This is a genomic window from Photobacterium sp. SKA34 (assembly GCF_000153325.1).
In the GTDB taxonomy this organism is placed as follows: Bacteria; Pseudomonadota; Gammaproteobacteria; order Enterobacterales; family Vibrionaceae; genus Photobacterium.
The window spans coordinates 24,138-50,007 of record NZ_CH724141.1 but is presented as its reverse complement, the minus strand read 5'-3'; the positions used below and the strand labels follow the sequence as shown (position 1 = coordinate 50,007).

24 protein-coding genes are annotated in these 25,870 nt (G+C 37.7%); 11 read left to right on the top strand and 13 right to left on the bottom strand.

What is annotated here, in order from left to right:
- The first annotated feature begins 7 nt into the window (after nt 1-7).
- Entirely contained in the window at nt 8-922 is a 915-nt protein-coding gene (locus tag SKA34_RS01550; RefSeq protein ID WP_006643727.1) for a metal ABC transporter solute-binding protein, Zn/Mn family, read from the top strand.
- A 180-nt stretch (nt 923-1,102) separates the two neighbouring features.
- On the opposite strand, the gene SKA34_RS01545 is transcribed toward SKA34_RS01550, so the two are convergent.
- The 5 genes from SKA34_RS01545 to SKA34_RS23420 all read right to left on the bottom strand — a co-directional run bounded on the left by SKA34_RS01545 (nt 1,103) and on the right by SKA34_RS23420 (nt 4,521).
- Nucleotides 1,103-1,657 (bottom strand): manganese efflux pump, encoded by a 555-nt coding sequence (locus tag SKA34_RS01545; protein ID WP_006643726.1) that lies wholly within the window; start codon nt 1,655-1,657, stop codon nt 1,103-1,105.
- Between the two features lie 124 nt (nt 1,658-1,781).
- Nucleotides 1,782-2,297, bottom strand: coding sequence for an NUDIX hydrolase (locus SKA34_RS01540; protein WP_006643725.1), 516 nt, complete (start codon nt 2,295-2,297; stop codon nt 1,782-1,784).
- A gap of 12 nt (nt 2,298-2,309) precedes the next feature.
- The gene (locus SKA34_RS01535) at nt 2,310-3,362 is read right to left on the bottom strand and encodes a GGDEF domain-containing protein (protein WP_006643724.1); all 1,053 of its coding nucleotides are present in this window, start codon (nt 3,360-3,362) and stop codon (nt 2,310-2,312) included.
- 235 nt (nt 3,363-3,597) lie between these two features.
- Nucleotides 3,598-4,278 carry an alpha/beta fold hydrolase gene (locus SKA34_RS01530; RefSeq protein WP_006643723.1) on the bottom strand — a complete coding sequence of 227 codons (681 nt, stop codon included), beginning with the start codon at nt 4,276-4,278 and terminating at the stop codon, nt 3,598-3,600.
- A gap of 9 nt (nt 4,279-4,287) precedes the next feature.
- Entirely contained in the window at nt 4,288-4,521 is a 234-nt protein-coding gene (locus SKA34_RS23420) for a hypothetical protein (protein WP_006643722.1), read from the bottom strand.
- A gap of 261 nt (nt 4,522-4,782) precedes the next feature.
- Here SKA34_RS23420 and galE point away from each other — a divergent pair, with 261 nt between their 5' ends.
- Nucleotides 4,783-5,802: a UDP-glucose 4-epimerase GalE gene (gene galE, locus SKA34_RS01525; protein ID WP_006643721.1), complete on the top strand. Its 1,020-nt coding sequence runs from the start codon at nt 4,783-4,785 to the stop codon at nt 5,800-5,802.
- Between the two features lie 94 nt (nt 5,803-5,896).
- Here the strand turns inward: galE and SKA34_RS01520 are convergent, their stop codons facing one another.
- Nucleotides 5,897-6,496 carry a DUF2238 domain-containing protein gene (locus tag SKA34_RS01520; protein WP_006643720.1) on the bottom strand — a complete coding sequence of 200 codons (600 nt, stop codon included), beginning with the start codon at nt 6,494-6,496 and terminating at the stop codon, nt 5,897-5,899.
- A gap of 223 nt (nt 6,497-6,719) precedes the next feature.
- Between SKA34_RS01520 and SKA34_RS01515 the strand changes: the two genes are divergently transcribed.
- Nucleotides 6,720-8,060 (top strand): DEAD/DEAH box helicase, encoded by a 1,341-nt coding sequence (locus SKA34_RS01515; protein WP_006643719.1) that lies wholly within the window; start codon nt 6,720-6,722, stop codon nt 8,058-8,060.
- Between the two features lie 121 nt (nt 8,061-8,181).
- Here SKA34_RS01515 and SKA34_RS01510 read toward each other — a convergent pair whose 3' ends face one another.
- Nucleotides 8,182-8,733 carry an SPOR domain-containing protein gene (locus SKA34_RS01510; protein ID WP_006643718.1) on the bottom strand — a complete coding sequence of 184 codons (552 nt, stop codon included), beginning with the start codon at nt 8,731-8,733 and terminating at the stop codon, nt 8,182-8,184.
- Nucleotides 8,734-8,834: 101 nt separating this feature from the next.
- Here SKA34_RS01510 and SKA34_RS01500 point away from each other — a divergent pair.
- From SKA34_RS01500 to SKA34_RS01470, 7 genes are all read left to right on the top strand, one after another.
- Nucleotides 8,835-10,012, top strand: a protein-coding gene (locus tag SKA34_RS01500; RefSeq protein WP_086004105.1) for an IS3 family transposase whose coding sequence is annotated in 2 segments (ribosomal slippage) — nt 8,835-9,093 and nt 9,093-10,012 — 1,179 coding nt in all. Because the reading frame shifts where the segments join, the coding sequence is not laid out codon by codon here.
- Between the two features lie 283 nt (nt 10,013-10,295).
- Complete coding sequence (locus tag SKA34_RS01495) at nt 10,296-10,676, top strand: LexA family transcriptional regulator (RefSeq protein ID WP_006643717.1); 381 nt, start codon at nt 10,296-10,298, stop codon at nt 10,674-10,676.
- A gap of 13 nt (nt 10,677-10,689) precedes the next feature.
- The gene (locus SKA34_RS01490) at nt 10,690-12,000 is read left to right on the top strand and encodes a Y-family DNA polymerase (RefSeq protein WP_006643716.1); all 1,311 of its coding nucleotides are present in this window, start codon (nt 10,690-10,692) and stop codon (nt 11,998-12,000) included.
- A gap of 291 nt (nt 12,001-12,291) precedes the next feature.
- Entirely contained in the window at nt 12,292-13,482 is a 1,191-nt protein-coding gene (locus SKA34_RS01485; RefSeq protein WP_255348818.1) for a histidine-type phosphatase, read from the top strand.
- Nucleotides 13,483-13,658: 176 nt separating this feature from the next.
- A complete protein-coding gene (locus SKA34_RS01480) occupies nt 13,659-13,889 on the top strand; it encodes a hypothetical protein (RefSeq protein WP_006643714.1) in 231 nt (76 codons plus the stop codon).
- Nucleotides 13,890-14,137: 248 nt separating this feature from the next.
- Nucleotides 14,138-14,980, top strand: coding sequence for a tetratricopeptide repeat protein (locus SKA34_RS01475; protein ID WP_006643713.1), 843 nt, complete (start codon nt 14,138-14,140; stop codon nt 14,978-14,980).
- Between the two features lie 159 nt (nt 14,981-15,139).
- Complete coding sequence (locus tag SKA34_RS01470; protein ID WP_006643712.1) at nt 15,140-15,745, top strand: sugar O-acetyltransferase; 606 nt, start codon at nt 15,140-15,142, stop codon at nt 15,743-15,745.
- A 57-nt stretch (nt 15,746-15,802) separates the two neighbouring features.
- Here the strand turns inward: SKA34_RS01470 and SKA34_RS01465 are convergent, their stop codons facing one another.
- The 5 genes from SKA34_RS01465 to SKA34_RS01445 all read right to left on the bottom strand — a co-directional run bounded on the left by SKA34_RS01465 (nt 15,803) and on the right by SKA34_RS01445 (nt 22,245).
- The gene (locus SKA34_RS01465) at nt 15,803-16,753 is read right to left on the bottom strand and encodes a YeiH family protein (RefSeq protein WP_006643711.1); all 951 of its coding nucleotides are present in this window, start codon (nt 16,751-16,753) and stop codon (nt 15,803-15,805) included.
- 115 nt (nt 16,754-16,868) lie between these two features.
- Entirely contained in the window at nt 16,869-17,210 is a 342-nt protein-coding gene (locus SKA34_RS01460; RefSeq protein ID WP_006643710.1) for a YdbL family protein, read from the bottom strand.
- A complete protein-coding gene (locus SKA34_RS01455) occupies nt 17,191-17,448 on the bottom strand; it encodes a YnbE family lipoprotein (protein ID WP_006643709.1) in 258 nt (85 codons plus the stop codon). The genes SKA34_RS01460 and SKA34_RS01455 overlap by 20 nt, the downstream gene beginning before the upstream one ends.
- 20 nt (nt 17,449-17,468) lie before the next feature.
- Entirely contained in the window at nt 17,469-21,206 is a 3,738-nt protein-coding gene (locus SKA34_RS01450; RefSeq protein WP_006643708.1) for a YdbH domain-containing protein, read from the bottom strand.
- A gap of 181 nt (nt 21,207-21,387) precedes the next feature.
- Nucleotides 21,388-22,245: a DUF4344 domain-containing metallopeptidase gene (locus SKA34_RS01445; protein WP_006643707.1), complete on the bottom strand. Its 858-nt coding sequence runs from the start codon at nt 22,243-22,245 to the stop codon at nt 21,388-21,390.
- A 272-nt stretch (nt 22,246-22,517) separates the two neighbouring features.
- Between SKA34_RS01445 and SKA34_RS01440 the strand changes: the two genes are divergently transcribed.
- A complete protein-coding gene (locus tag SKA34_RS01440; RefSeq protein WP_006643706.1) occupies nt 22,518-24,467 on the top strand; it encodes a CHASE3 domain-containing protein in 1,950 nt (649 codons plus the stop codon).
- Between the two features lie 76 nt (nt 24,468-24,543).
- Here the strand turns inward: SKA34_RS01440 and SKA34_RS23415 are convergent.
- A partial coding sequence (locus SKA34_RS23415) for a GNAT family N-acetyltransferase (RefSeq protein ID WP_006643705.1) occupies nt 24,544-25,870 on the bottom strand: 1,327 nt, incomplete at its 5' end.

Here is a 25,870-nt window from a genome sequence, read left to right as displayed (position 1 = left end):
AAACCACATGTTTTTGTTGAATAAATTCTCTACAACCATACGCAAAACTCAAACTGTTTTATTCGGTGCCTGTTTAAGTGCTGCGGTTTTAATGCCAACAAGTGTTGCTTACGCGAAAGACATTTTAACAGCAACGCCTGTGACTTATATGTTAGCGACAGAACTGACCAAAGAAACAGGGATCACGACCGAGTATTTGCCTCCTAAACGCTACGGTGTAACGCGTTTACCTAATTGGTTTTCAACCAAAGGGGCTGATGTTGCTTCAAACGCGAGTAAAACTGCAAAAGCAACGATTACGTTAGGAGCTATTTGGCCGAATGATCCGCTCTTTGTTCATGCTCGTGAGGGCAATATAAATATTGTTGAAATTGACGCTTCTCAAGCCATTTCGCCACGCGCACAAGGTGTGGCGGCATTGCGCTTATCCGATGGTACTACGTCGTTATATGCATGGTTAAATCCGACCAACTTAACGCGTATGGCTGCAATTGTAAGCGATGATCTCCAGCGTTTATGGCCTGAAAAAGCTCAGCAAATTGAAAAGAATCAGCAAGCTTTAATGATAGATGTTCGTAAGCTGATTAATCGTCAACAAGACACTCTTATGCAAGCGGATGTTAATGCTGTTGTATTACTCTCTGCAGAGCTAGAAGATTTTGCATCAGGTAATCAGCTATTTGTTGTTGAGCGTATGACGAAGCCAGAATTGGAATGGACAGATGCCGATAAAGCGCAACTAAGCGTATTGTTAAACGAAGATCCTTCTTTAACTATTCTGACAACTAAAACGTTAAGTCTAAATATGAAAGCATTCGTTTCTGCTGATACTAAAGTTATCGTGATTGATAGCCTTGATCGTTGGGGACGTAGTGGTATTGATACTAAACAGCCACTAAAACGTTGGGAAGTAAAACTTTAAACTAAGTTGTTATCGCTATGTATTCATTGATTTGCAAATAAAGTGTAGCAAAAAAATGCGATGCTTATATAGTCTAAGCGTCCACTGCTTATGACGTAGTCGCTACTTATTAATTCTGTTTTATACGAGAATTTAAGTAGCACTGCTTTGCCCGGCTTAGTGCTGGGCTTTTTTCATTTGCTAGAATGTGAAAATCAAAGACAGTACACCTAATCCAATGAGTAATGTGCCAGAAATTATGTCGTTATATTTTCCAATTACTTTACCAATCACATGATCGCCTAAATTATTACCTGCATAAGTTAGCCAAACACCAGTAATGAAGGTTAACGTTACAACTAACATGATATTTAACTGAGTAATACTGCCAAGAATACCTACTCCAATATTATTAATTGAAAGTAAAACACCTAATATAATTGCACCTTTGATGCTTAAATCATGGCGTTTTTCTTTTGCTATTTGTTGCTTTTTTAGTAAATCCAAACCAATAAACCAAGCTCCCATTAGAATAAAAATGACTGAACCTAATTCATTCGAGAATTTGTTTGGAACAAGGTGAGTGATCAGTTGACCAAACAGCATGGATAAATAGGTAACGAAAGTCGTAATACATGAAATAATGATATTCGATGAAAGAGGAATATCTTCATTTTTAACGCCGTATGTTAAACCCATAACAAAATTATCGAGGTTAGAGGATAGGGTAAATAATAATGCGAGAAGGAAAGACATGGACTCTCACTCCATAAAGCATTCTTTATAATCTTTTACTGTGAGAACTACGATTAATATGTGTGGTTAGTTATTTTTCAGATATGGTGATTTTTACGCTGAAATCGTCTTCCAGCGTAAAAATTTACAGGAGTCCAGCTAAACGTGCTTTAAGAAATGCAGACAGGGTTTTGTTATCTTTAATTTCATTATTTACGATTTTTTGTTCGAGTTCTGTTACTGAAAGGGTAACAACTTCGATAATCTCATCATCATCAAGCTGACCAATTGTTGGAGCTAGTTCCGTTGCAACGAAAAGGTGTTGGATCTCATCACAAAAGCTTGGTACTGGTAGTAATTCGCCTAATGATTGCCAGCTTTCTGCTTTTAAATTGGTTTCTTCAGCGAGCTCTCTTTTCGCACAAAGAAAAATATCTTCGTCAGGTTCCAATGTTCCAGCTGGAAATTCCAATATCCATTGCTTAATAGCAGGACGATATTGGTTCACTAAAACAAGGTGTCCTTGGCTATTAATGGGAACAATGACCACAGCCCCTGGATGCTTAATTGAAGTAAATGTTACTTGTTTATTATTCGGCAGTACGTGCTCTTGTTCTTCAACTGAAAAACATTTCCATTGGTACATTATTTTTGAAGACATGCTTTAGCACCTTTATTCATTGGTTGCTATTTGATTATATCCCCAACGTTTCGCACGCATCAATGCACTCTCAGCTTTAATGTAGTCATATCTAAAATCCTGATATTCAACGGTGGTTATACCGACACTGACCGTCATATTTATTTTATGACCAGATTCTAGTTCTAAAGCCCATTTTGCGACTTCATTACGTAATGCAATAGCTATACATTCCGCTTTTTGGAGATCAGCATTAGGTATAAGAATACAAAATTCTTGGCAACTTAATCGCGCAATTTGAACGTCGGCATCGCAGGTCTCTTTCATGCATTTTGCTAGCATCATAATGGCTTTATCCCCCACATCGAGTCCGTACCGATCGTTAATGTCGCGAAGGTTATCGATATCAATCAGTAGCATTGAAATATCACGACGATAGCGTTGGCAACGTGATGACTCATAAAGATAAAGAGGGATGAAGCCTTCACGGCTTAGAAGTCCAGTTAAGTAGTCATGGGTTGTGGTACGTTTAACTTGCATAATGGCATCATAGCGATGACGAGACAGTAAAAATGCCATAACAAAAATAATCGAATAAGCACTGATATTTTGTAATGCCGATGATATTTGTAAGTGCTTATTGGCAATTTCAGAAATACTCAGAATGATATAGATAAAACCAAATAGAGTGCTATACCATGCTGCTGTTTTGATCCTTAAAGCGAAAAAACACAATAAAGGAATGGTTAATCCAATGGTGTTACTGATGTGGCGCGCACCTTCAAAATAAAAACCACTAATACAGGTTGAGGTTGTCGCAATCAGGAATATCCAGAATAAGGTTTTAGCGGAAAAAATAGAGCGGTTGAGTATAGAAAGGCTATAACAAAGGAACATACCAACGAGACCGACAAACGTGAAATAAAACTCAGCATTAGAAACGAAATAAGTAAATGCAATGACACCACAAATAGCGCCAGAAAAGGGAAAAAGTAATGCGAGCTGTTTTTTAAGTGTTTTTTCGCTAAGTTCGATATAAGCAAAATTGGTGGGATGAAGCTGATTGCTTTTGATTAATGTCTTCATAAGTTGGAAACGCCTTCGCACAGAATTAAAGAATACAGCATGTTGTGCACTGTGCGATATTAGCAGTGTTTCATATTATGTCTAATTTTTTTGAAAATTAATGTAATGAGATTTATCAATAACCAATAAGGATGGATAACAAGGATGTATTTTATCTAACTTGTTAATAACGTTACTATCCAGTGATATTGAGGGAAGAATGTATCCTCCCTCTTATTTACTATTACTCACTGATTTATTGTCGTAAAAAGTTATTAATCAGTTCAGAAGTGAGTTCTGGTTGCTCATTAGTAACACCGTGTGCGGTATTTGGGATAACCACGATGGGTGCTTGAGTATATTTGCTGAGTTTGATGCCATTAGATAATGGAAATATCTTATCTTTTTCACCCCAAATGAGCATGAGTTTCGGCAAGTGAGTAGGATCGAATTGCTGAATGCGATCACGATCTAATGGCAGCGTTTGGATCAAATTTGTACGTTCTGGCTTCCATTTTGAAAAATAGCCTTGATAGATTTGCTCTGCAACAAAATCCGGCATTGGTTTTTTCTTTACAAAAACATTGTCGTATAAACGACGAATACCGTCAGCGCCACTCGGCACAAATAACGCTTCTGGTGTATTCACTTTGGCGCGTTTAACTAAATCACCTAAGTCGTTATCGCTAAAAAGCGGGCCTGGGCTAGCAATTATAATGGCTTTATTGATCCGCTCAGGTGTCGTCATCATATCGTAAGTAACAAAACCACCGTATGAGATACCAGCAACATTGATTTTTTGTAGTTTTAAGTGATCAACAAGTTGCCATATTGCTTGAGTTTGGGTTGCTAAACGAGCTTCTGCTTTGCTTTGTGATTCACCAAACCACAGCAAATCAGGTGCGATAACACGGTAATGTTTGCTTAATTTTAGCATTTCAGCTTTCTATGTTGCTGCAGCTGTACCGCCAAAACCATGCAATAATAATAGAGGTTCACCTTGTCCACCTTCCCAGTAAGTCAGCGTTCCGCCTTCTTTTAATGCAAGGGAATGTTTAGTAAAACCATCATTATGCAGCGCGGTTTGATCATGATCGGTTTTCCATTGAACCACTTCACAGCCATTGAGAAGAGGGAATAAGCTGCATATCATCATAGTTATAGGTAATAAACGTTTCATAGTGACTCTATAGTTAAAAAAGCACCGCCTAATAATACAGTGTTTTATAATGGGGGTGCAAGTTATTAAAATCGAACTTATTGTTTGTATTTTTAAACATAGATAATAAAGATTAAGTGCGTTAGATGATAATATTAAACATAACTGACTTGAAACTACCACGATAATCATTGGCAACTGATTGATTATCTATTTGATATAACGGTTTAATATTCCTTTGTATAAATGTGATAGCCGCTATTTTAAGGATTAGGAGACACTATGCGTGTTTTAGTTACAGGTGGCATGGGCTATATCGGCAGCCATACTTGTGTACAAATGATTGAAGCTGGTATGACTCCAATCATTGTCGATAATTTGTATAACAGTAAAGAAACAGTATTAGGTCGTATTGAAAACCTTACTGGCATTAAACCTGCTTTTTACCAAGGTGATATTCGTGATCGTGCTTTTTTAGATAGTGTTTTCGTTGAAAATGAAATTGATGCTGTTATCCATTTTGCTGGTTTAAAAGCAGTGGGTGAGTCAGTAGAAAAACCTCTTGAATACTACGATAATAATGTTCACGGTACATTAATGCTGGTTGAAGCTATGCGTGCTGCTGGTGTGAATGCATTAATCTTTAGTTCATCAGCAACGGTTTATGGCGATCCCGCTTCTGTGCCAATTACAGAAGATTTTCCAACCAGTGCGACCAACCCTTATGGTCGCAGCAAGTTAATGGTTGAAGAGTGTTTAACTGATATTCAACACGCTCATCCAGAAATGAGCATTACGCTATTACGTTACTTTAATCCTGTTGGTTCGCACAAATCAGGCACCATGGGTGAGGACCCACAAGGTATCCCGAATAACTTGATGCCATTTATTTCTCAGGTTGCAGTTGGTCGTCGTGAATTCCTATCTGTGTTTGGTAATGATTATCCAACGATTGATGGTACTGGCGTTCGTGATTACATTCACGTCGTAGATCTCGCGGATGGTCACCTAGCAGCACTGAACCACAAAGGCTCTGAAGCAGGTTTGCACATCTATAACCTAGGTACAGGTAATGGTAACAGCGTACTGCAAATGGTTGATGCTTTCTCAAAAGCGTCAGGTGTTGAAGTGGCTTACCGTATTGCACCACGTCGTCCAGGTGATATTGCTGAATGCTGGGCAGATCCTGCAAAAGCAAAAGCAGAGTTGCATTGGGAAGCAAAATTAACTTTAGATGATATGACGAAAGATACTTGGCGTTGGCAGTCGACAAACCCAAATGGTTATCCAGACGCGGAATAATTAGCGTTAATACTGAACTGCTAATAATAAAAAGGCGCTCTCTTTATATTAAAGTGAGCGCCTTTTTTGATATGAACATTTATTCGCAGATATTTTAATTTTCGTTTTGCTTATAGGTTTTGAAAATAAAAAATAAAATCAAACTAAACACCGCACCTAAGGTGTCAGCTAACATGTCTTTCTGAGCATCCCAAATATCTCCTTGAGAGCCTAAGAATTCAATGCCTGCTTCACCGCCAGCACTTGCAGCGTACCACCATTCAACGATCTCATAGCCAGCAGCAACTGCCATGACAGCAAATAAACCAAATAAACCGGCAATAAGCGGCTTACAATGGTTTTTTCTCACTAAATATTCAGCAATAGGGAAAGCATAAAAGCCAATCGAAAAGTGGGCAAGGCGATCAAAGTTATTACGTTGGGAACCAATTAAATCGTTAAACCAATCAAATGGAACATTTGCAAAAGTATAGTGAGCACCGATATTGTGTAGCACTAACCATACAGCCATTAAAGCGTAAGCTAGGTTACTAAAACGATAGTAACGGAAAGTGAAAATGAGTGATCCAAAAATAATGATCAGCGGAATGGCTTCTGCTATCCATACTGCTCTAAAAGCAGGGTTAATTCCTAAAATGATAAAAAAGAGGGTATAGGAAACGGCTAACCATAATGGGAATTTATTTTCTGACATCATACATCCTTATTGAATAAATCTTCGCTAGATTAGACTAAATGCTCACTTCTTTCCAATTAGGTTTTATCAATCGCCTTATAAGAAAATGAAAAAGGTAAATATGCTTTCTTAATCAGAACTTGTGTTATAATCCATGGCTAATGTTTTTCACGTTATTGTGATATTCATCATAGTTAACTGTAAACTCTATCCAAAGAGTTGTTTTTACCGGAGCGTCATTTTGCATTTTAAAGATCTTGGATTAGACCCACGCCTACTGAAAAAAATAAATCATTTGGCGTTTGATCGAGCAACCGAAATTCAGCAAACAGCAATTCCTGTTGCTATCGCAGGCAAAGATATCTTAGCCTCATCGAAAACGGGTTCCGGTAAAACATTGGCGTTTTTGCTTCCTGCAATGCAACGTATGTATCGCAGTAAGCCGTTTACACGTCGTGATCCTCGTGTATTGATCCTGACACCAACACGTGAATTGGCTAAACAGGTTTTTGCTCAATTACGAACGTTAAATGCAGGTACACCTTATGACGGTACCTTAATTGTTGGTGGTGAAAACTTTAATGATCAAGTTAAAGCACTACGTAATGACCCTATGTTTGTTGTTGCAACACCGGGTCGTTTAGCTGATCACCTAGAGCACCGTAGTACGCACCTTGATGGTTTAGAAATGCTAATCCTTGATGAAGCTGACCGTATTCTTGATTTAGGCTTTGAGGCACAACTTCGTCGTATTAACGAAGCGGCTAACCACCGTCGTCGTCAAACGTTAATGTTCTCTGCAACACTAGACCATTCAGATGTAGTCGAAATTGCATCTGAAATGCTTGATAACCCGAAGCGAATTTCGATTGGACACTCAGCGGAAGAGCATAAAGATATTACACAACGCTTTATTCTTTGTGATCACTTAGATCATAAACAAGCTTTACTGGATAAAATCCTAGAAACCCAAGATTACAAACAAGTGATCATCTTTACTGCTACTCGTGCTGATACTGATCGTTTAACCGCTGAGTTAAATGAGCGCAAGCTAAAGGCAGTTGCACTAAGTGGTAGTTTAAACCAGAACCAACGTAATAGCATCATGAGCCAGTTTGAGCGCACATGTCATAAGATCCTTGTTACCACGGATATTGCTTCTCGAGGTTTAGATATTGATAACGTATCACTAGTTATTAACTTCGATATGCCTAAACACGCGGAAGAATATGTACACCGTGTTGGTCGTACAGGCCGTGCGGGTAACAAAGGTGATGCCGTATCACTGGTTGGCCCTAAAGACTGGAAGAGCTTTAACAACGTTGAAGCTTTCTTAAAGCAGAAGATTGAATTTACCACTATCGAAGGGTTAGAAGGTAAGTTTAAAGGGTTGAAACCTGCGCCTAAGAAGAAGTTTATCAAGAAGAAGCCAACAGGCGATAAAGTTGTTGCTCAGAAGCAACAAGCTCCACGTGCTAAGAAGAAAGTAGATAAGCGTTTTTACGAAAACCAAGCGGTTGGTAACGACGTATTTATGCCGAAGAAAAAACGCAATACAGATGTGAGTAAAGACGGCGAATAAGCTATCTCTATGCACTACAAAAAGCCAGAGTATGACTCTGGTTTTTTTATGTCTGTTAAAAAGATAGACGATAAAAAACCAGCACTAAGGCTGGTTTTTTTATTGCGTAATTAAAGAGTGATTAACGTAGTTGGTATACCTGACCTTCCTTGTCAGCTTTTACCGTAGCAAAGCTTAATGGGAATGGTCCTTGTGCTTGAACAGATGAAGGGAGACTTTGAATGGCTTGGCGAGCTTCATCTTTAGTTGCAAAGTTACCATAAATGACAGCATACCAGTTACGACCGTCTACACGTTTCCAGTTAACCCAGATTGGCTCATTACCTGTAATTGGTTGTAGGTAACCACGTAAATTGCGCTCTTCACTTATTGCTAATATTTGTACTGTGTAACGAGAAGGAAAAATATCACCAAATGCTTGATCGTTAGTCATTGATGTTTCATCTTCAAGATGCGCATTATTGTTGTCGATATAATTGCTATCAATCACTGGCGTTGGCGTAACTGTTGTTTCAGGAACGACAGTATCAGCTGGCTTTTCACACTGAAAATTAGCACCATCAATTTTTGATGGCATAAGGTAACCTGAATCGCATGGGCTGTCAGAAGATGCACAACCAGATAAAGCTAATAGGCCTAAAAGAGTAACTGCCTTACGAGTCAGCAACGTCATATGTGTCTCCAAATCTTTGAGAGTAGATATGTAGTGGCATAGTGAATTTGGTCACTTAGTTAGAGGTGATATCATCACTTCATACGTTAACAGGTGACACTATGACAAATCGTACAAGACGACTATTCAGCGCAGAATTCAAGCTCGAGGCTTCACAGTTAGTGATTGATCAAAATTACTCAGTGGCAGAAGCCGCCCAAGCCATGAATGTGGGTAAATCCACGATGGATAAATGGGTTCGTCAGCTTAAACAAGAACGACAAGGCAAAACGCCAAAAGCTTCGCCTATGACCCCTGAGCAAATAGAAATTCGGGAATTAAAAAAGAAGTTAGCTCGTCTTGAAGAGCATAATGAAATATTAAAAAAAGCCACGGCTCTGTTGATGTCGGACTCACTGAACAATTCTTGATGATCAAGAAACTCAAGCAGAGCTATAGCGTAAAAACATTATGCGAAGTCTTCAATGTTCATCGAAGTAGTTATAACTATTGGCTAAAGCGTCCAACAGCGATTAGGGCGGAAACAGTCAAACTTCGCAGCTTAGTTAGTGAGGCCCACGCAGCAAGCAACGCCTCTGCGGGAGCGAGGACTATTGCAGATATAGTCACAAATCAGGGTTTAAAACTGAGCCGATACCGAGCAACAAAACTCATGAGAGAGCTTGGTTTAGTCAGTTGCCAACAGCCAAAGCATCGATACAGAAAGGCTTCTCAAGAACATGTTGAGGTTCCAAATCACTTGGGCCGACAGTTTGCTGTTACCGCCCCAAATGAAGTTTGGGTTGGTGATGTTACGTATATTTGGACAGGAAATCGCTGGATGTATTTAGCGGTTGTTATTGATCTTTTTGCCCGCAAAGTGATTGGTTGGTCGATGTCTTTATCACCTGATTCCAGTCTGACAGGCAAAGCTCTTTCAATGGCTTATGAGTCGCGTGGTAAGCCGAAAGGCGTCATGTTCCACAGCGATCAAGGTAGCCACTATACAAGTCGAAAGTACCGTCAATTACTGTGGCGTTTTAAGATAAAACAGAGTTTATCTCGCCGAGGAAATTGCTGGGATAATGCACCAATGGAGCGTTTCTTTAGAAGCTTAAAGACCGAATGGGTGCCAACAGTGGGTTATCGTAGTTTTGCTGAAGCTCAACAAGAGATCATCCGCTACATTATCGGGTATTACTGTCAACTCAGGCCGCATCAATATAATGGCGGCCTAACTCCCAACGAATCAGAACGATTATATTGGGAAAACTCTAAAACCGTGGCCAATTTTAGTTGACCACTACAATACTATATCGAGAAAAGCCTAGGAGTAGGTGTCAATATTGAGTATCAAATTTTTGTTTATTCATTGTATCTAATAAAAGCATATTCTCCGCATTAAAATAGTATAAAAAACGCTGTTTGATTTTTTTTCATTCGATTAAAATCCTGATTTATAGGTTTTTAATATGTTTTATTAACAATGGATTTATGCAGTGATAGCAAAACAATAAAAAGTGACCTTGCAGTGTTATTTGTATTAAACTGTATAAATGCACAGTTATGTTTTGGCTTGTTTAATGACAGCATATCCGTTTTTTATTGAATCAGTGGCGTGTGGTTTTCCATCTCCGGCTGATGGACATCAAGAGAGTTTAGATCTTGATGAATTTTTGATCCGCCACCCGAATGCTACTTTCTTTTTACGTGCATCCGGTGAGTCTATGATTGGTGCTGGAATTTTTGATGGTGATCTGCTTGTGGTTGATCGAGCTGAAAAAGTGATTCCTGGGCGAATTGTTATTGCGCGTATATATGATGAGTTTACCTGTAAACGCTTAGTTCGTATTAATGATGCTTGGTGGCTAAAAGCAGAAAATCCAGCCATGAAATCATTTCCTTTACCTCAAGATGCTGAAATTTTTGGTGTTGTTACCCGTAATATTCACAATTTACTTTAATGCTGTATTTGAAATGACTATGTCTGAAATTATCACAGGTAAACACGATCAAGTGTGGGCATTAGTGGACGCCAAGAGTTTCTATTGTTCATGTGAACAGTTGTTTGATCCAACCTTAGTGAATAAGCCCTTAGTTGTACTTTCTAATAACGATGGTTGTTGTGTTGCTCTTTCTGATCAAGCGAAAGCACTTGGTATTCAACGTGGTGCGCCATGGTTTAAAGTTGAACGAAATGCCAGTATGAAAGGTGTTCACGTACGTAGTTCAAATTACAACTTATATGCCGATATGAGTCGCCGTTTTATTGAAGAGCTCTCTAAGTTTTCTCCGTGTATTGAACAATATTCAATAGATGAAGCCTTTGTTCGTCTAGATGGTTTTAAGTTAGATCAATTGCACGATTATGGTCGAGAAATTAAAAACACTATTTATAAAAATATTGGATTACCCGTTCGCGTAGGGATTGGTGCAACACCAACCTTGGCAAAATTGGGTAATCATGCAGCCAAAGTGTATGAGAGACAGGTCAATGGTGTCATTCAAATCGATAGTGATTATAAAAGGGAATGGTTACTAGCTCGTACGGAAATTCAAAATATTTGGGGAATTGGACCAAAAACGGCAACGAGGTTACGTACATCAGGTATTGATAATGCACTCCAACTATCTCAAAAAAACGCGCAAGAAATGCGTCGAGTATGGAGTGTCGTTCTTGCACGTACAGTGATGGAACTGCAAGGCGTCACGTGTATTGCACCAGGTGATATTGATGAAACCCGCAAACAAATTTTGTCGAGTAGAAGTTTCGGTCAAGGCATTACAGAATTTGAAGAGTTAAAATCCGCTTTGGCTTTTCATTGTCAGCGAGCGGGAGAAAAACTGCGCAAACAAGGAAGCCAAGCAAATACCGTAGGTGTGTTCTTACGTACTAATCGCTACAAGCAATTACCACAGCGAAACCGAAGTAGCGCAGTAGCACTGATGTGCCCAAGCCAAGATAACTATAAGTTTATTGAATCAGCATTACAGCAGCTTAAACAGCTCTATAAAGAAGGCTATGAGTATCAAAAAGTTGGTGTGATATTAGATGAACTGACGCCAGCTGAAAATAATAGCTTTCAATTAGATATGTTTGATACCAGTGATTATGATGAAGCTAAACGGCGAGAGTTAATGGCAATTACCGATATGATGAATGCGAAGTTTAAAAATGGCATTAAACCCGCATCTGTTATTGCCACCTCTAACTGGCATATGAAGCAAGCACATCGTTCTAATCGTTGGACTACTCGACTTGATGAATTACCGATTGCAAAGTGTTGAACCTCTGTCGCAGCGAAAAGCTTTAAGTTGACAAAACCCTGACGTAAATGAAGATAAGTTGTCACATAACTCGCTTAATCTCGCGTTTTTACAAGAATATTAAGGTTTTATATGCGTTATCTTGCTTTGTGTTGTGCTATAGGTGTTATGGGGCTCACTGCTTGTCATTCTTCTAATACAGTTGACCCAGTAGCTCAGTATCAGTTTGGTACCAAAACAACTTATGCACCGCAGTAGAAACTCGGTACTTACCAACAAGCACCGCAAGGTTATGAGTTAGTTTATTCTGAGTTGGTTTCTCGTCATGGCTCCCGTGCACTTTCAAGTTTTAAATATGACGATATTTCAATGCAGATTTGGCGTGAGGCACAAAAGCAAGGTGCACTAACACCACTAGGTGAAAAGCTAGGGGCTGAAATTGAACGTATGACGGCTGCTAATATAGCGTTAGGTTATGGTAATTTATCAGGTCTTGGTCATGATGAATTAATGAATATTGGACAGCGTACGGCACAACGTACTCAGACGTTAATTAATAATGCAACAGAGAATCAACGTCATATTGTTGTTGAGTTTTCGGGGCAACCACGAGCAGAAGCAAGCGCTAATGCTTTTACTGAAGGTTTTACTAAAAATAATCAAGATCTAGCAGATTTATTATTAGCACCTAAAGCTAATCCTGAGCAGCTTTATTTTCATAAATCTAATGATGAATACAATGATTATGTTGATAATGATCCAGAGTTAAGATCTGCAATTGAAGGTGTTTTTGATAGTGAAAAATCTCATCAAGTAGCAGAAACTGTGTTGAATCGCTTATATAAGCCAGAGTTCGTTCAGCAGTTAATAAGTGGAAAACTTAAGTTTTATTCAACAGAGAAGCCAGATAAGTTATTAGCCGAAAATGAAGTAGATTCTGTTATTCACTTGTTTAATCTTTATTTGATAGCTCCTGGTATGACTCAAGAGGCTGTTGATCAACCTTGGAACTTTAAACAATTCTTTACCCCAGAAGAGTCACAATGGTTAAGTTATGTGTTGGATGCTGAAGATTTCTATGAAAAAGGCCCAAGCTTTAATAACACTGATATTACTTACAAAATGGCCTCCGTATTGGTAGGTGATTTTTTCAATGAAATTGAAAAAATAAAGAATGGCGATGAACAAGCGGCATTAAAAGTACGCTTTGCTCATGCTGAAACCATTATTCCTTTTGCTGCTAATATGAAATTAAAAGGTAGCGAAGAAGGGGTTGATCCGCAAACAACCTTTAGCTATACCAATAACGATTGGCAGGGTAATTGGGTTGCACCTTACAGCAGTAATATTCAGTGGGATGTTTATCGAGATCAAACTAATGATCTGATTGTAAAAATGCTTTATAACGAAAAAGAAATCGGGTTTAAATCGTCATGTCATCCTATTAAGGCTGGGAGTTATTTCTATCGCTTTAATGAATTAAAGCGTTGTTATAATCAATAATAACTAATCGAACTCCTAGTATATTGGTATCGAAATTTCCAAATAGTATGTTCGCTTTTGAATACTCATACTAAATAACGAGTATTTGATAGATTGTTTTACTCTATCAAATACTCAATCGATATTTTTTAACACTCAGCACTCTATTACTATTAACCAATAGAAAGGAGTGAAGTATGAATAATTGGTTAACTAGAAATAACGAAAAAAAATATAGGATAAGTGCAGCATTGCTCGCTATAGTGTTGATTGTGTTGTCACTGTTTACATCTGGGTTAACGAGTGCAGTCTGTGACTTGATTGCTTTTTCAATCTTAATTATCGTCTTGTGGATGAAAATAGATAGTACTAAAAATAACAACCTAGAATCATTATCGAGTACTGATAAATTAGAAATAGAACCTTAAACTGCCACGGTATACCTTAGGCTATCTGTCCTTTTTATTGAGTTGAAAGGCTTCCTAAGATTGATATTTCGATTATTTTTATGGCTGTATTATATCTAAATCAAGTGGTGATTAATTATTCGATATTTTTATATTAACCCGCTTATATATCCATTTTTCAGTAATTTACTCTCTCTTTTTGCTATTTAGTCCCTCCATTTGCTATGGTTTCAGAAGTTGTATTGTTTACCTCTGTAAAAGGAATACTTATGCGCTTGCTTATAGGGCTATTAGCTTCTCTACTTCTCTGTTTTTCCGTACAGGCAAGTGAAAAAAAATATTCAGAAACGGATATGTTAGAAAAACCGTTTATGGAACGTTATATTCTTGATGAATTGAAAAGTTTAAGAGAATCACAACAAGATCTTGAACGTCGAATGGTGATAGAAATTACCGACCGTGAATTAACGGTTGCTGATAAATCATTAAATTATGCGAATGTGACCGTCACTTATTTTTTCTACATTATTGCTGGTGTCGCATCTCTTATCGCTTTTGTTGGCTGGCAGTCTCTTCGTGAGTTCAAAAGTAACACCACTGAAATGGCGGATAAACGATTAGAGAAGATTGCCCAAGAATATGAGAAGAAGTTCTTGGCGCTTGAACGAGATTTAAAACGTAAAACACGCATTATTAGTGAAAATAACAAAGAAATTGAAAAAATTAACGAAATTCATAACCTATGGTTACGTGCACAAAGTTCCCAAACACCGGAACAACGTATTGATGTTTATGATGAGATATTGCTTATTCGCCCAGGTGATCTTGAAGCCTTAACCTATAAAGCAGATGCGGCAATGGAAATTAAGGAATACCATTGGGCACTGAGTTTATGTAATCGAGTGTTGGAAGTGGATGACACTAATGGCCCGGCACTTTATCAACGTGCTTGTGCATATTCTCGATTAGGGATTGAAGAGCAAGCGATTGAAGATTTAGAGCGTTCGATTATTGCCAGCCCATCCATTCGTGATTTAATTGCAGATGAGCCTGATCTCGATATTCTTCATGGTAACAGCCGATTTGACTTGTTATTACATTCTCCTGATTAAACAAGATTATATTCACTCTTTTTAATTAAGATCTCTATCACGAAGCGGCAAAATGATTGCCGCTTTTTTATTTATACGTGTTTCTTGTTATATAAAATCTCTGCGCTATCAGATACTTTACTTCCTATATTGAAATCTCTATTGGTATTAGAGGCAAGGATGAGCAGCAAACTATCAGATTTCTCCGTACATTTACCCATTAACCCAGAGCTTGTCCAATTTCAGCAAAGAGTTAAAGAAAAGCTGTATGACTTTAACCATGCTAGACCATCAGAAGCAGAAAAATATCATTGTATTTTGTCTGAGCTATTGGGTTCGGTTAATGGCGTTACTATTCTTCCGCCATTTTATTGTGATATGGGGAAGAATATACATTTCAAACGGGGTGGTTTTCTTAATGCAGGCGTTAAAATTTTAGATATTGCTCCAGTGATGCTTGGAGAGTTCGTTCAAATTGGACCGAATGTGGTTATTAGTACTGCTGGTCATCCATTAGATATTGCTGAAAGAGTCTTACCTATTGCAGCCGCTAACCCTATTACTATTGGTGATAGTGTATGGATAGGAGCGGGCGCCATAATATTAGACGGGGTCACGATTGGTGAGAGAAGTGTTATCGGCGCTGGAAGTATTGTAACGAAAGATATTCCCGCAGACTGTGTTGCGGCAGGTAATCCATGTCGTGTAATCAAAAAAATAGAGCACGGTAAGATGCCATCAGAACAAGAACTCGAAGAAATGTGGTGTCCTATCATGGAAATGTAGGCTTAAAAAAGCCTGAGTAAATATACTCCGGCTTTTTTAATTAGGGGGTACTGTCAGTTAAGGGATAAACATTTCAATATATATTAATGAGGAGATACCAATAGCAAGCCAAAGTAGAACACCTAATAACATCGGTTTAGGACCTGCATTTCTTAGCTTATTAACAGTGATCCCAGAGCCGATTAAGAATAAACACACCACCAGTAAACGCTTAGAAGCTGCAAAAATCATATCGTAAACAGATTGAAACTGCGGTAGAAAGTGCGCAATTAAGATAGCAACACAATATAAAACGATAAAGTAAGGTACCGCGATTTTCTTGCTGTTCCCTTTAAAAATCAAAGCACTGATAAAAGCGACGGGAATGATCCATAATGCTCGCGCTAACTTTAACGTTGTTGCTGTTTTTAACGCTTCATCACCATAAGAACCAGCAGCACCGACAACAGATGAGGTATCGTGAATGGCAATCGCAGCCCATGTCCCGAAAGCGTGCTGGCTCATGTCCAGTAAATGACCAATAGCAGGGAATATAAATAGTGCGACAGCGTTTAAGACAAATACCGTTGCTAGGGCCAGTGATGTTTGTTCATCTTTTGCATTAATAGCAGGGGAAACAGCTGCAATAGCGCTACCACCACAAATTGCAGTACCAGAGGCAATCAAATGACCAGTTTTCTTATCTAGTGATAGAAAGTGAGTAGTAATCCAGCCTAGAAGAAGCGTAAAGAAAATAGAGCAAATGATTAAACCTAATCCAGCTTTACTGGCTTCAATTGCCTCATTTAAATGGATACCAAAGCCCAAGCCTATAATGGAATAAGATAAAAGTTTTTTTGTAAGGGCGGCAATATTAAATTGTGAAGGGACTAAACCAAAACTGGCAAGTAAAAAACCGAGGATTAAAGCGATTGGCGAACTGATAATAGGCAGTAAACATAATAATGCAGTACAAATAAAAATCGCGTCCATTGGTCGTAGACGTTTGAAGTTATCAATGATGGGCATAGTAATAGCGATAGATATATAATTATAATTAAGGAAATTATACGCTGAATACTGAACAGTTAAGAGTTAAATACACAGAGCGTAGGGTTAAGAGAAACTGAACATAAATGAAGGTTTATTTTTTAACCCAATCACCAGTTTTAGTTTGAAAGTATTGTCCTGGTAAGGTTTTCTTTACCGCTTTTTCTTGTGCCATACGACTCACATCATCTAATGATAGATTATTCTTTTTGCTAATATGCAAGTAGCCTTGTTGGCGTTTTTTATTTACGGAATCAATCAATGCTCGTAAGGATGGTGAAGGCGTAGGTTGTACACTTGCAACATAACCATTATTTGCCTCGCCAATAAGTCCTTGTTGTTTAGCTTGTTGTAACGTTAATGCATGAGCCACTGACGTCAATAGCATTAGCCCAGTCAGTACACTCAGTACGAATTTAGAATACATCTTTGTCATTGAATAACTCATTAATTTCACGATCGGCTTTCACATTGATTTCATGTTTAATATTGATGTTAAGGTTAATAACAATCGGCTTCTCTGAAAGCGCAATCTCAACCTTTGGTGTACACCCACTGATTGCAATACTACTAGTAAGACCTAACAGCAAAAAAGCAGCTTTTACTGCTGAAAAATGACCATAAGATCTGGTTTTATTGTCGTGATTTTGGCAATGTTTTTTATATGTAGTCATAAGTGGTAGTTGTCTTCTTATTATTGAATGCCAAGTTGTTGTTTAATTTGAGCGACTAAATGAGATGAATATATCATATCTTTTGAGCGCAATAATTTAGGGATATTATCATTTAAATTAATGTTTAAGTGGATCGGACGTCCGTTCTGGAAGTCTGGGTTTTGACCTTTGATTTTTGTAATTAATGAAAGGTCACCATTTTTAGCGTAATCAAAGGCAAGAGCAATACTATTATAATGGTAATTTTCTAATACCTTTGCAATATTGAGAGGGCTTGAAGTGTCCGCCTCTTTAATTTTCTTATCAATGCTTGAGCCTTCAATGTAGCGCAATACGCCACCGGGTTTACGGGTGTTGAGCGAAGCGTTACGTATCACGATACTTCCATTATCAAGTGCAATAGGAATAACGCCATCCACTTTACCTGTTAGCTCTATATTGTCTTGATCCGCAATCGCCATGATACGTTTTAAATCAACCCCTGTTACTTTCAAAGGCACTTCCTTAATATTACTAAGGCTAGTTATGGTAAGTGGTGTAATAGTAACATTACCGCCATAAAGTTCAGTAGAGCCTTGTTCAATATGGTAGTACTGTTTTGCTGTATCAAAATCAGCAACAAAACGAGGGTTTGACATCGGAATCCCAACATCAAGATAATCGGCTGAGATTTCCAGAGGTGCTTGTGTATTCACATTAGAAGCAGTGAGCGCTAATTGTACATTGCTATAAACGTTACCGAAGCGATAACCTTCATACGCGCCTGTAATGCCTTTGCTTGATAGTGCAATTGAGCCTGTAACTTGTGTGTCTTTATTTATATGAATATCGGCACTAGTGGTTAATTGACCATGGGTAATATTTAAATCAATCGGTAAAATTGGAATGTAATAGCTTTTGAGATCTTGCTCTGGTGTAAAGTTAAATGTGTGACGTTGTAACTTAATGTGAGAGTTACCACTATCAAAATTAGAGTGTAAATCAATATCAGCAAATAAAGCCTTTTTGCTATTTTTAAATTGGCTGCTGAGGGTTAACTCATTACCTAATAATTGTATATGGCCATCACTATAAACTTTACCTAGCTTTAATTGGTTACGTTGAACATTAAAAACAACACCATAATCAGACTTAATGATCAGTGGTTTAAGAGTGACGTCGCTATCTGCTTTTTGATTTATATTACCTGACGTAACGGTGCTAGGATTTGCTAAAAAAGCCTTTAGGTTATCAATTCCGTCAATTAATGGCGCAGTAAAATGTGACATTCTTTTACAAACATTCAATTCTATTACAGCTACCGTTAAGTAAACGTTATCTTTAATTAGTTCTTCTATACTGTATGAGCGAGAACGTTTATACGGTGGGGTATTAAGACCTAGTATGACAGGATTGCACACATTTGATGACGGATATTTATTAGTACTATCAGCGTTAGGCTTCACGTTTTCTAATAACGTGTCATCGCTTAATTTTAAATCTTGGCTAAGGTAAAAATTATTAACTTTTATCCCTAAATCTGCACGATAACGACTTAATGATTGATGCCTGTTTTTATCTGAATGCGTTTCTTCTTGGCGATTGACTACAAATTCAGAATTCAGTGATGCCTTTGTTTCTGCTGGCTGATAAATGGTAAATGTACCAATCGTACCTTGCTTATTTTGAGTATATAGTCCAACTAATGAATCTAAGTGGAAGTTAAGGTTCTTACTTTGACTCTTTTGAAAGCCTGGAATACTTTGAACATCAACATTATCCATTGAAATATTATTCTTAGCCATTTTTGCGACTAAGAGGCTGTTAGCCCATGTTGCAACCATGTTGGTGTGAAAATTGAAGTTTTTAATCAAACTATTGGGCATGGGATAAATTTTATCTGCTTTAGCTTCAATCTCTGCATTAATATGACATTGCAAATTAGGGTAAAGACAGCTGAGATCTTTAAAGTTTAGGTTAATAGCAGATTGCGTTTTTTTATTAACAAAACTAATTTTTTTGCTGTCATCTTTCAAATTGACACGTAGTAGCTTGTCGTAGAAATTAACGTTAAATTCGATTTTTCCATCACTGATCATTTTAACATCAGCAAGTTGTTTGTTTTTACGTTGGTCTGCGTGTTCACTATTAAATTTTTTGAATAAGCCAGCAGGGAGAGCGTACTTGTTTAAGGCGATCTCAAAAGATTCGGGCAATTCAAACCCTACATCATAATAAGCGGTAGCAAGCTTATTGTTAAGCAGCATGCTTTTGTTTTTAGGTGCGTCAAGAGGGGCAGATGTTTGTTTAGCCCAAATGCGCAGTGGGCCATTGATCTTTGCATTAGGAAGTTCAGTTAGGCCAAGACGATCTGTAAATTCTTTAGTGTCTTTGAAGTTAGCATTACAATTAAAGTACGTAGGCAATGGCTGCTTAAAGAGAATTTTAGATTCACAGTAAAGGGTGTTTCCGTCACTGCGTGTTAGGTGGGTATTAACCCATGCATCGTTTTTAGTTAAGTGGCGGACCGTCACATCAAGATCGTAGGGGTTAGGCGCAAGAGCTTTACCACGAACAATAAATTTCGCTTTTGTTCGCGTTTCTTCTGTAATGTTGAGATCTTTTGCTTGTTGTTTAGCTTGTTCTATTGCCTTTTTCCTATCAATTTGTTGCTGTGTAACCAGCTTTTTAGCTGTTTTCTTTTTATGTTTTTTTTGTTCCGTCTTACCATCTGTGTTTGTGAGCGGTGTTTCTAACACCACTTTAGCATCTACAATCAAATCACCGTAAGTAAATGATTTGACTTTAAATTTGTGCATCGGCAATTGTGCTAGGTTGGCAATTGTTTGGCCTAAGTGGTAGCCCTTATTATTTATGTCTGCACGTTCAACAAATTGAGGCAAATATTTAGGTTCTTCAATATGAAATTTATCAGTGGTTAACACCATTGAATCTATTGGGTCATGGAAATCTATCGCGAAAGCCAGTTTCGTGATGATTTGCTTTTCTAAAATTGAATATAAGGTTTCCCACTTTGGAACCAAAGAGCCGATATTAATTTTTAGTGGGGTTGAACCTTTCTTCCAAGCAATAGAAAAATTACCATCGTTAAAAGGTAAACGATAGTGAGGAGAGGGATTATAGTTAGGGAAAAACAGGGTTATCACACCATGCTTTACTGTGCCAGATAAGGCAATATCAGGATCACTATTAAAATCAACGTTAACATCTTCTAGTATCTGGATAGCGTTAGGCCATCCACTCGCACTGTTAGTGTGCAGCGTTGATGCTGTTACTTTTCTCGCATGGGCAGAAAAACGAAAAGGTGTTTTAAAATGAGTAAATTTAAAATCAGCATCCCAAAAGTGAATGTAGTTAAGTTCTATTTTTTTCTCTTTTAGCATTGATTTTGCTGCAGGAGAAAGCTCCAGTTTCGTTTTTGTTGCAACTATATGATAAGACACATCTCCAGTGGTTTTATCGTGACGTCGTTGAAGAGATAAATTATTAAATTCTAACTGGGTATCATTAATACTGACAGAGATCTGCTTGGCGGAAATCCCATGATTGAAATGCAAGCCTGAAACGCTGTTTAGGTGGATCCCTTTACTGTTCAGCCATACAGAAAGTACGACAGGTGGCAGCGTGGTAAAAAGTAAAATAGTCCAAAATAGAAAGCGGCGGAATCGCTTAGGCTGCGAAATCGTATTACTATGAACATTCTTCGCTAAATCTGAGTTTGTATCTACTTTATTATCTTTTTGACTGTCATTCGACATAGAATACAAACTCATCCGTAAAAGTGTAACAACACAATATAAATCGTTATCATGTTATTGATATTAAAGATTATAGCTCTATAGTAAAGTGATTGTTTTTTGCTTTGTCATATTTGGGTTATTTATAACCTTAAATAGAGATCTGCCATGAACATATCATTTTATATCAGCTTACTCATCGTTATTCGGCAAGATAATGCAACCAGCCTTGATTAATGACCGAAAAATATTCAGGACAACGCTCTTTTTGCTGTTGGCGATCAGAAACGGGTAGCTCATCAAAAATACGTTGATAACGACTAGGGTTACTACCATACACTAAACATAAAATATTATAGTAACGCTGCAAGTCTAAACTGTGCTCGCTGACAAAATCCACATCATCAAAACTGTTGATATCCAGATCTTCCAATGCAAATAAGTCGGCAGAGTTCATCGCTATTTCATCTCCTCTTGCGATATCGTTAAGTAATAGAATCGTCGCAAAGTTATCAACGGAATCTTCTTCTTTGCCCAAAATGGGTATTGCTCTATCAATAATATAAGCATGCCCAATTTCATGTAAAAGGGTATGTAATAATGTATCTTCTGTTGCTTGGTTTAACTCTCGTTGATTGCTAATCAAGCCTTTATTTTTAAAACGATTGCGGGCTTCAATGACAAATTGATAGGGAATGTGGATCGAATTTGTCACAGGATCAAACAGTGGGCCATCTTCCGAACCAAACACAATTTGTAAACTGGGTGAGAAAATAAAACGACGTTGGCTAAGTTGTTTTATTGTATCGAGAACAGGAGATTGTTCAATAAATTGTTCAATCTGTTGCTGTCCAACTGCTGGTGGTAAAAAGCGATAAGTAATAGTTGGAGAAGGTTCAAGCGCTAATCCGTACTGATCATCAACAGGAATGTTGGTACCAATATTTTTTGTCGTTCCTGCAAAAGTAAAATGCGTTAGAAACAAAAAACTTATGATAGTGGTGAGTAAATATAAAAAATGACGTGTTTTATATCCCTCAGTGTTTGGATAGTTATACACAGTAACACCTCACATAATTCGGTTAACTGTCTCTAAAGTGAAAATTATAGTGTATAAGGCAACCTTTTTAGCTAAATATGCTACATGTTTAAAATTAATTTTATCAATACGGTTAATATTCTCAGTTTTAAAACAAATTACTGTACTTTATAAAATCAAATGCAATTAATTGCTTATGATGTATAAGGCTATAAGCTATGGACATTAGGTGATTATCGAAGTAGTCACTGTCATATCTGCCATTATTACTCAATAATAAAAGGCTAATACATATGGATATCTCCAATGTTTCAATTAGAAATAAACTACTGATAAGTAATGGCTTTGTTATTCTTTTACTTGTCATCTTATTTACCATTGTATGGAATGCGATTAATACAATGGAGCAAACATCCAAAAAAGTAGAACACACATATAAAGTTATCGACCATGCGAATGGACTTGTTAGTGCGATGATCGATCAAGAAACAGGACTGCGCGGTTTTGCTATCGGTGGACAAACTGAATATTTAGAACCCTATGTATATGGTAAAGATAACTTCAAAAAAGATCTTAATATTGTTAGGCAATTAACGAGTGATAATCCGACACAACAACCACGGTTTGATAAAGTCGAGAGTGATGCGATTAGTTGGCAAAAGTATGCAGAAAAGATCATTAAGTTACGAAAAGATATTAAAAGCGGTGAGAATACAGCCATAAAAATCGATGAACTGCTAGCTTCTGGTATGGGAAAGAAGCTGATGGATCAGATTAGAATTGAAGTAAAAGGTGAGAACTTTGGCTTTAAAAGCTCTGATGTACTACAAGCGTTAATTAATATGGAAACAGGGTTACGCGGTTATATTATCACCAAAGATGAAACTTATCTTGAGCCGTATTATAGCGGTAAAAAAGATTTAGAAAGCTTGTTTAAATCAAATTCCTTTGAAGATAAAAATGTCAATACTTGGATTAATAATTATGCTGAAGTTGTAATTAAGCTGATAAAAAATGGACTTAATTACAAAGTAATGGAAGATTTATACCAAGAGCTTTCAAGTAAGCAAGGCAAGATCTATATGGATGAACTGCGTAATAAAGTGAATGATATTATCGTGGTTGAAAAACACCTAATGCAGCAACGTAAAATCTCGGCAGAAAATGCTGCGGATTTGGCAACCAAAGTGATTATTTTGGGAGGGATCATTGCTGCGATACTTGCCTTGACTATTGGCATTATTATTTCGAAAACGATCACTGGACCAATAGGGCGAGCTGTTGATGCCGCAAAAGAGCTCGCTAATGGTAATTTAACGATTCAAATCAAGCAAAATGGTAATAATGAAGTAGGTGTATTACTTACGGCATTGCAAACAACAGCGGATAGCTTAAAACAAATTATTATAAAAATGGGCAATGCGAGTGATCAACTGGGTGATGCATCAGATAATTTAACCATTATAACGACGCAATCAAGCCAAGGTGTGAAAGAGCAGCAACATATGACAGATGAAGTGGCAGTGGCGATGAATCAAATGTCTATGTCAGTACAAGAAGTTGCACAGAATGCCTTTTCAGCTGCTCAATTTGCCAATGAAGCAAATAGGGAAGCGCAATCAGGTATCATAATTGTTAAAGATACAATTGAAGGTATCCATCAACTTGATGAAGAGGTAAATCTTACGTCAGTTCGTTTAAATGAATTGGTGCAAGAGACAGAAAATATAGGTGGTATTTTAGATGTTATTCGCGGGATCGCAGAGCAAACAAATTTGCTGGCATTAAATGCTGCAATCGAGGCGGCACGAGCTGGCGATCAAGGTAGAGGTTTTGCGGTCGTTGCTGACGAAGTCAGAGAATTAGCAAAACGAACACAAGATTCAACAACTGAAATCCAAGTATTAATCGAAAAAGTGCAGTTAGGTACTGACGAGCTAGTAGTTAGCATGGATAAGAGCAATAACTTTGTGAAAGAAAGTGTTGTGAATGCGACAAAATCCCAAGATGCGTTTGGCGTGATTAGCGCTTCTATTGCCAAGATCAACGATATGAATACACAAAGTGCTAATGCTTCAGAGGAGCAAAGTACAACGACTGAAGAAATAAATAAAAACATGGAAACGGTGAATATGATTTCTCAGCAAAGTGCCCAAAGTGTTAATGAAACCGTTAAATCAACACAAGAATTATCTGATTTATCATCTCAGATGCATTATATAATTCGTCAATTTAAAGTTTAACATTAGATTTTGAATATAAGCAGAAAAACTAAAAAGGCAGCAATTTAATGAATACGTCGAATCGCTTCCTCGGAGATTAGCTATCTTTTTTATCTAAAAGTGGAAGCAGCATTTCAACAATGCCATCTTCTAGTTGTACGTCAATACTAAAACCGACCTTCTCTGCGAGATGGATCATTCCGCGATTAGAGGGCATCGTCATTCCTGTTAAATATTGCAATCCACGTTGCTTACTGTATCTCACTAACTTGTCCATTAAGATACTGCCGAGGCCTAATCCTTTCATATCTGAGCGTACTAGAATCGCAAACTCTGCATCATGGTTTTTAGGGTCGGATAATGCCCGAGCAACACCTAAAACAACATCTTCTTTTTCATTGGTATCTGGGTTGATATTGGCATTTGGGGCTACTGCTACGAAAGCCATCTCACGGTCGTAGTCTATTTGCGTAAACTTAGCGAGTGCTTCATGGTTTAGCTCGCCGACATCAGAGAAAAAACGTTTATAAAGATCTTCAACTGAAACTTTAGACATAAAGGTTTTATGTAACGGTTCATCTTCAGGCAAGATCGGGCGCAATAACAAGGTTTGACCATCTTTCAGCACACAGTTTTCTTCGTATTCTTTAGGGTAAGGACGTATCGCAAGACGTTTTTGTTTATCACCACTAAAAGATTGGATATCCATTGAGGCATCTAACACTGTGAGATCACTACCGCTGATTAATAAGGGATGAATATTAAGGGCTTTGATCTCAGGACAATTAATGATCAATTGCGAGATTTTAACCAATAAATTACATAAAGCAGGAACGTCTATTTTCTCTAATGCACTGCGCTGTTTGATTTTTCCTGTTTTTAGCGCATCGATCACCATATAACGAGCCAGCGCCATATTTAATGGTGGTATACCTACTGCAGCGTCACGGTGGATATCCCAATGCGCATTATCTTCTCCCATTAAGATCACTGGGCCAAAGATCGGATCATTGTGTACATCAATCCGCAATTCCTGTGCGCCTGAACGATCTGCCATACGTTGTACTAACAATCCATTAATACGCGCAGTGGGGTAAAGCATAGCAGCTCTATCAAAGATAGCTTGCGCTGCAGTTTCAACTTCTGCGGCGGTGCGTAGATGAAGAACAACACCATGTATATCTGATTTATGTCGTATATCAGGAGAACGTAACTTAACCGCAACGGGATATCCTATTTGCTCAGCAATATGAACGGCCTCAACAGCATCAAGCGCTATCCATGTAGGTAGTGTATTAAAGCCATAACATTCTAAAATTGGGCGAGCTTCATGTGTTTCCAAATGATGAATATTATTTGTCAGCATCATGTTCATTAATTCATGAACTTGATGTGAATTATGATCGTCATAGCCAATAGAAGCC

Bases quoted from the DNA above. Each gene is read 5' to 3' on its own strand.
- SKA34_RS01550 (WP_006643727.1), top strand. From the start codon at position 8: ATGTTTTTGTTGAATAAATTCTCTACAACCATACGCAAAACTCAAACT.
- SKA34_RS01545 (WP_006643726.1), bottom strand. From the start codon at position 1,657: ATGTCTTTCCTTCTCGCATTATTATTTACCCTATCCTCTAACCTCGAT.
- SKA34_RS01540 (WP_006643725.1), bottom strand. From the start codon at position 2,297: ATGTCTTCAAAAATAATGTACCAATGGAAATGTTTTTCAGTTGAAGAA.
- SKA34_RS01535 (WP_006643724.1), bottom strand. From the start codon at position 3,362: ATGAAGACATTAATCAAAAGCAATCAGCTTCATCCCACCAATTTTGCT.
- SKA34_RS01530 (WP_006643723.1), bottom strand. From the start codon at position 4,278: ATGCTAAAATTAAGCAAACATTACCGTGTTATCGCACCTGATTTGCTG.
- SKA34_RS23420 (WP_006643722.1), bottom strand. From the start codon at position 4,521: ATGAAACGTTTATTACCTATAACTATGATGATATGCAGCTTATTCCCT.
- galE (WP_006643721.1), top strand. From the start codon at position 4,783: ATGCGTGTTTTAGTTACAGGTGGCATGGGCTATATCGGCAGCCATACT.
- SKA34_RS01520 (WP_006643720.1), bottom strand. From the start codon at position 6,496: ATGTCAGAAAATAAATTCCCATTATGGTTAGCCGTTTCCTATACCCTC.
- SKA34_RS01510 (WP_006643718.1), bottom strand. From the start codon at position 8,733: ATGACGTTGCTGACTCGTAAGGCAGTTACTCTTTTAGGCCTATTAGCT.
- SKA34_RS01495 (WP_006643717.1), top strand. From the start codon at position 10,296: ATGACAGCATATCCGTTTTTTATTGAATCAGTGGCGTGTGGTTTTCCA.
- SKA34_RS01490 (WP_006643716.1), top strand. From the start codon at position 10,690: ATGACTATGTCTGAAATTATCACAGGTAAACACGATCAAGTGTGGGCA.
- SKA34_RS01480 (WP_006643714.1), top strand. From the start codon at position 13,659: ATGAATAATTGGTTAACTAGAAATAACGAAAAAAAATATAGGATAAGT.
- SKA34_RS01475 (WP_006643713.1), top strand. From the start codon at position 14,138: ATGCGCTTGCTTATAGGGCTATTAGCTTCTCTACTTCTCTGTTTTTCC.
- SKA34_RS01470 (WP_006643712.1), top strand. From the start codon at position 15,140: ATGAGCAGCAAACTATCAGATTTCTCCGTACATTTACCCATTAACCCA.
- SKA34_RS01465 (WP_006643711.1), bottom strand. From the start codon at position 16,753: ATGCCCATCATTGATAACTTCAAACGTCTACGACCAATGGACGCGATT.
- SKA34_RS01460 (WP_006643710.1), bottom strand. From the start codon at position 17,210: ATGACAAAGATGTATTCTAAATTCGTACTGAGTGTACTGACTGGGCTA.
- SKA34_RS01455 (WP_006643709.1), bottom strand. From the start codon at position 17,448: ATGACTACATATAAAAAACATTGCCAAAATCACGACAATAAAACCAGA.
- SKA34_RS01450 (WP_006643708.1), bottom strand. From the start codon at position 21,206: ATGTCGAATGACAGTCAAAAAGATAATAAAGTAGATACAAACTCAGAT.
- SKA34_RS01440 (WP_006643706.1), top strand. From the start codon at position 22,518: ATGGATATCTCCAATGTTTCAATTAGAAATAAACTACTGATAAGTAAT.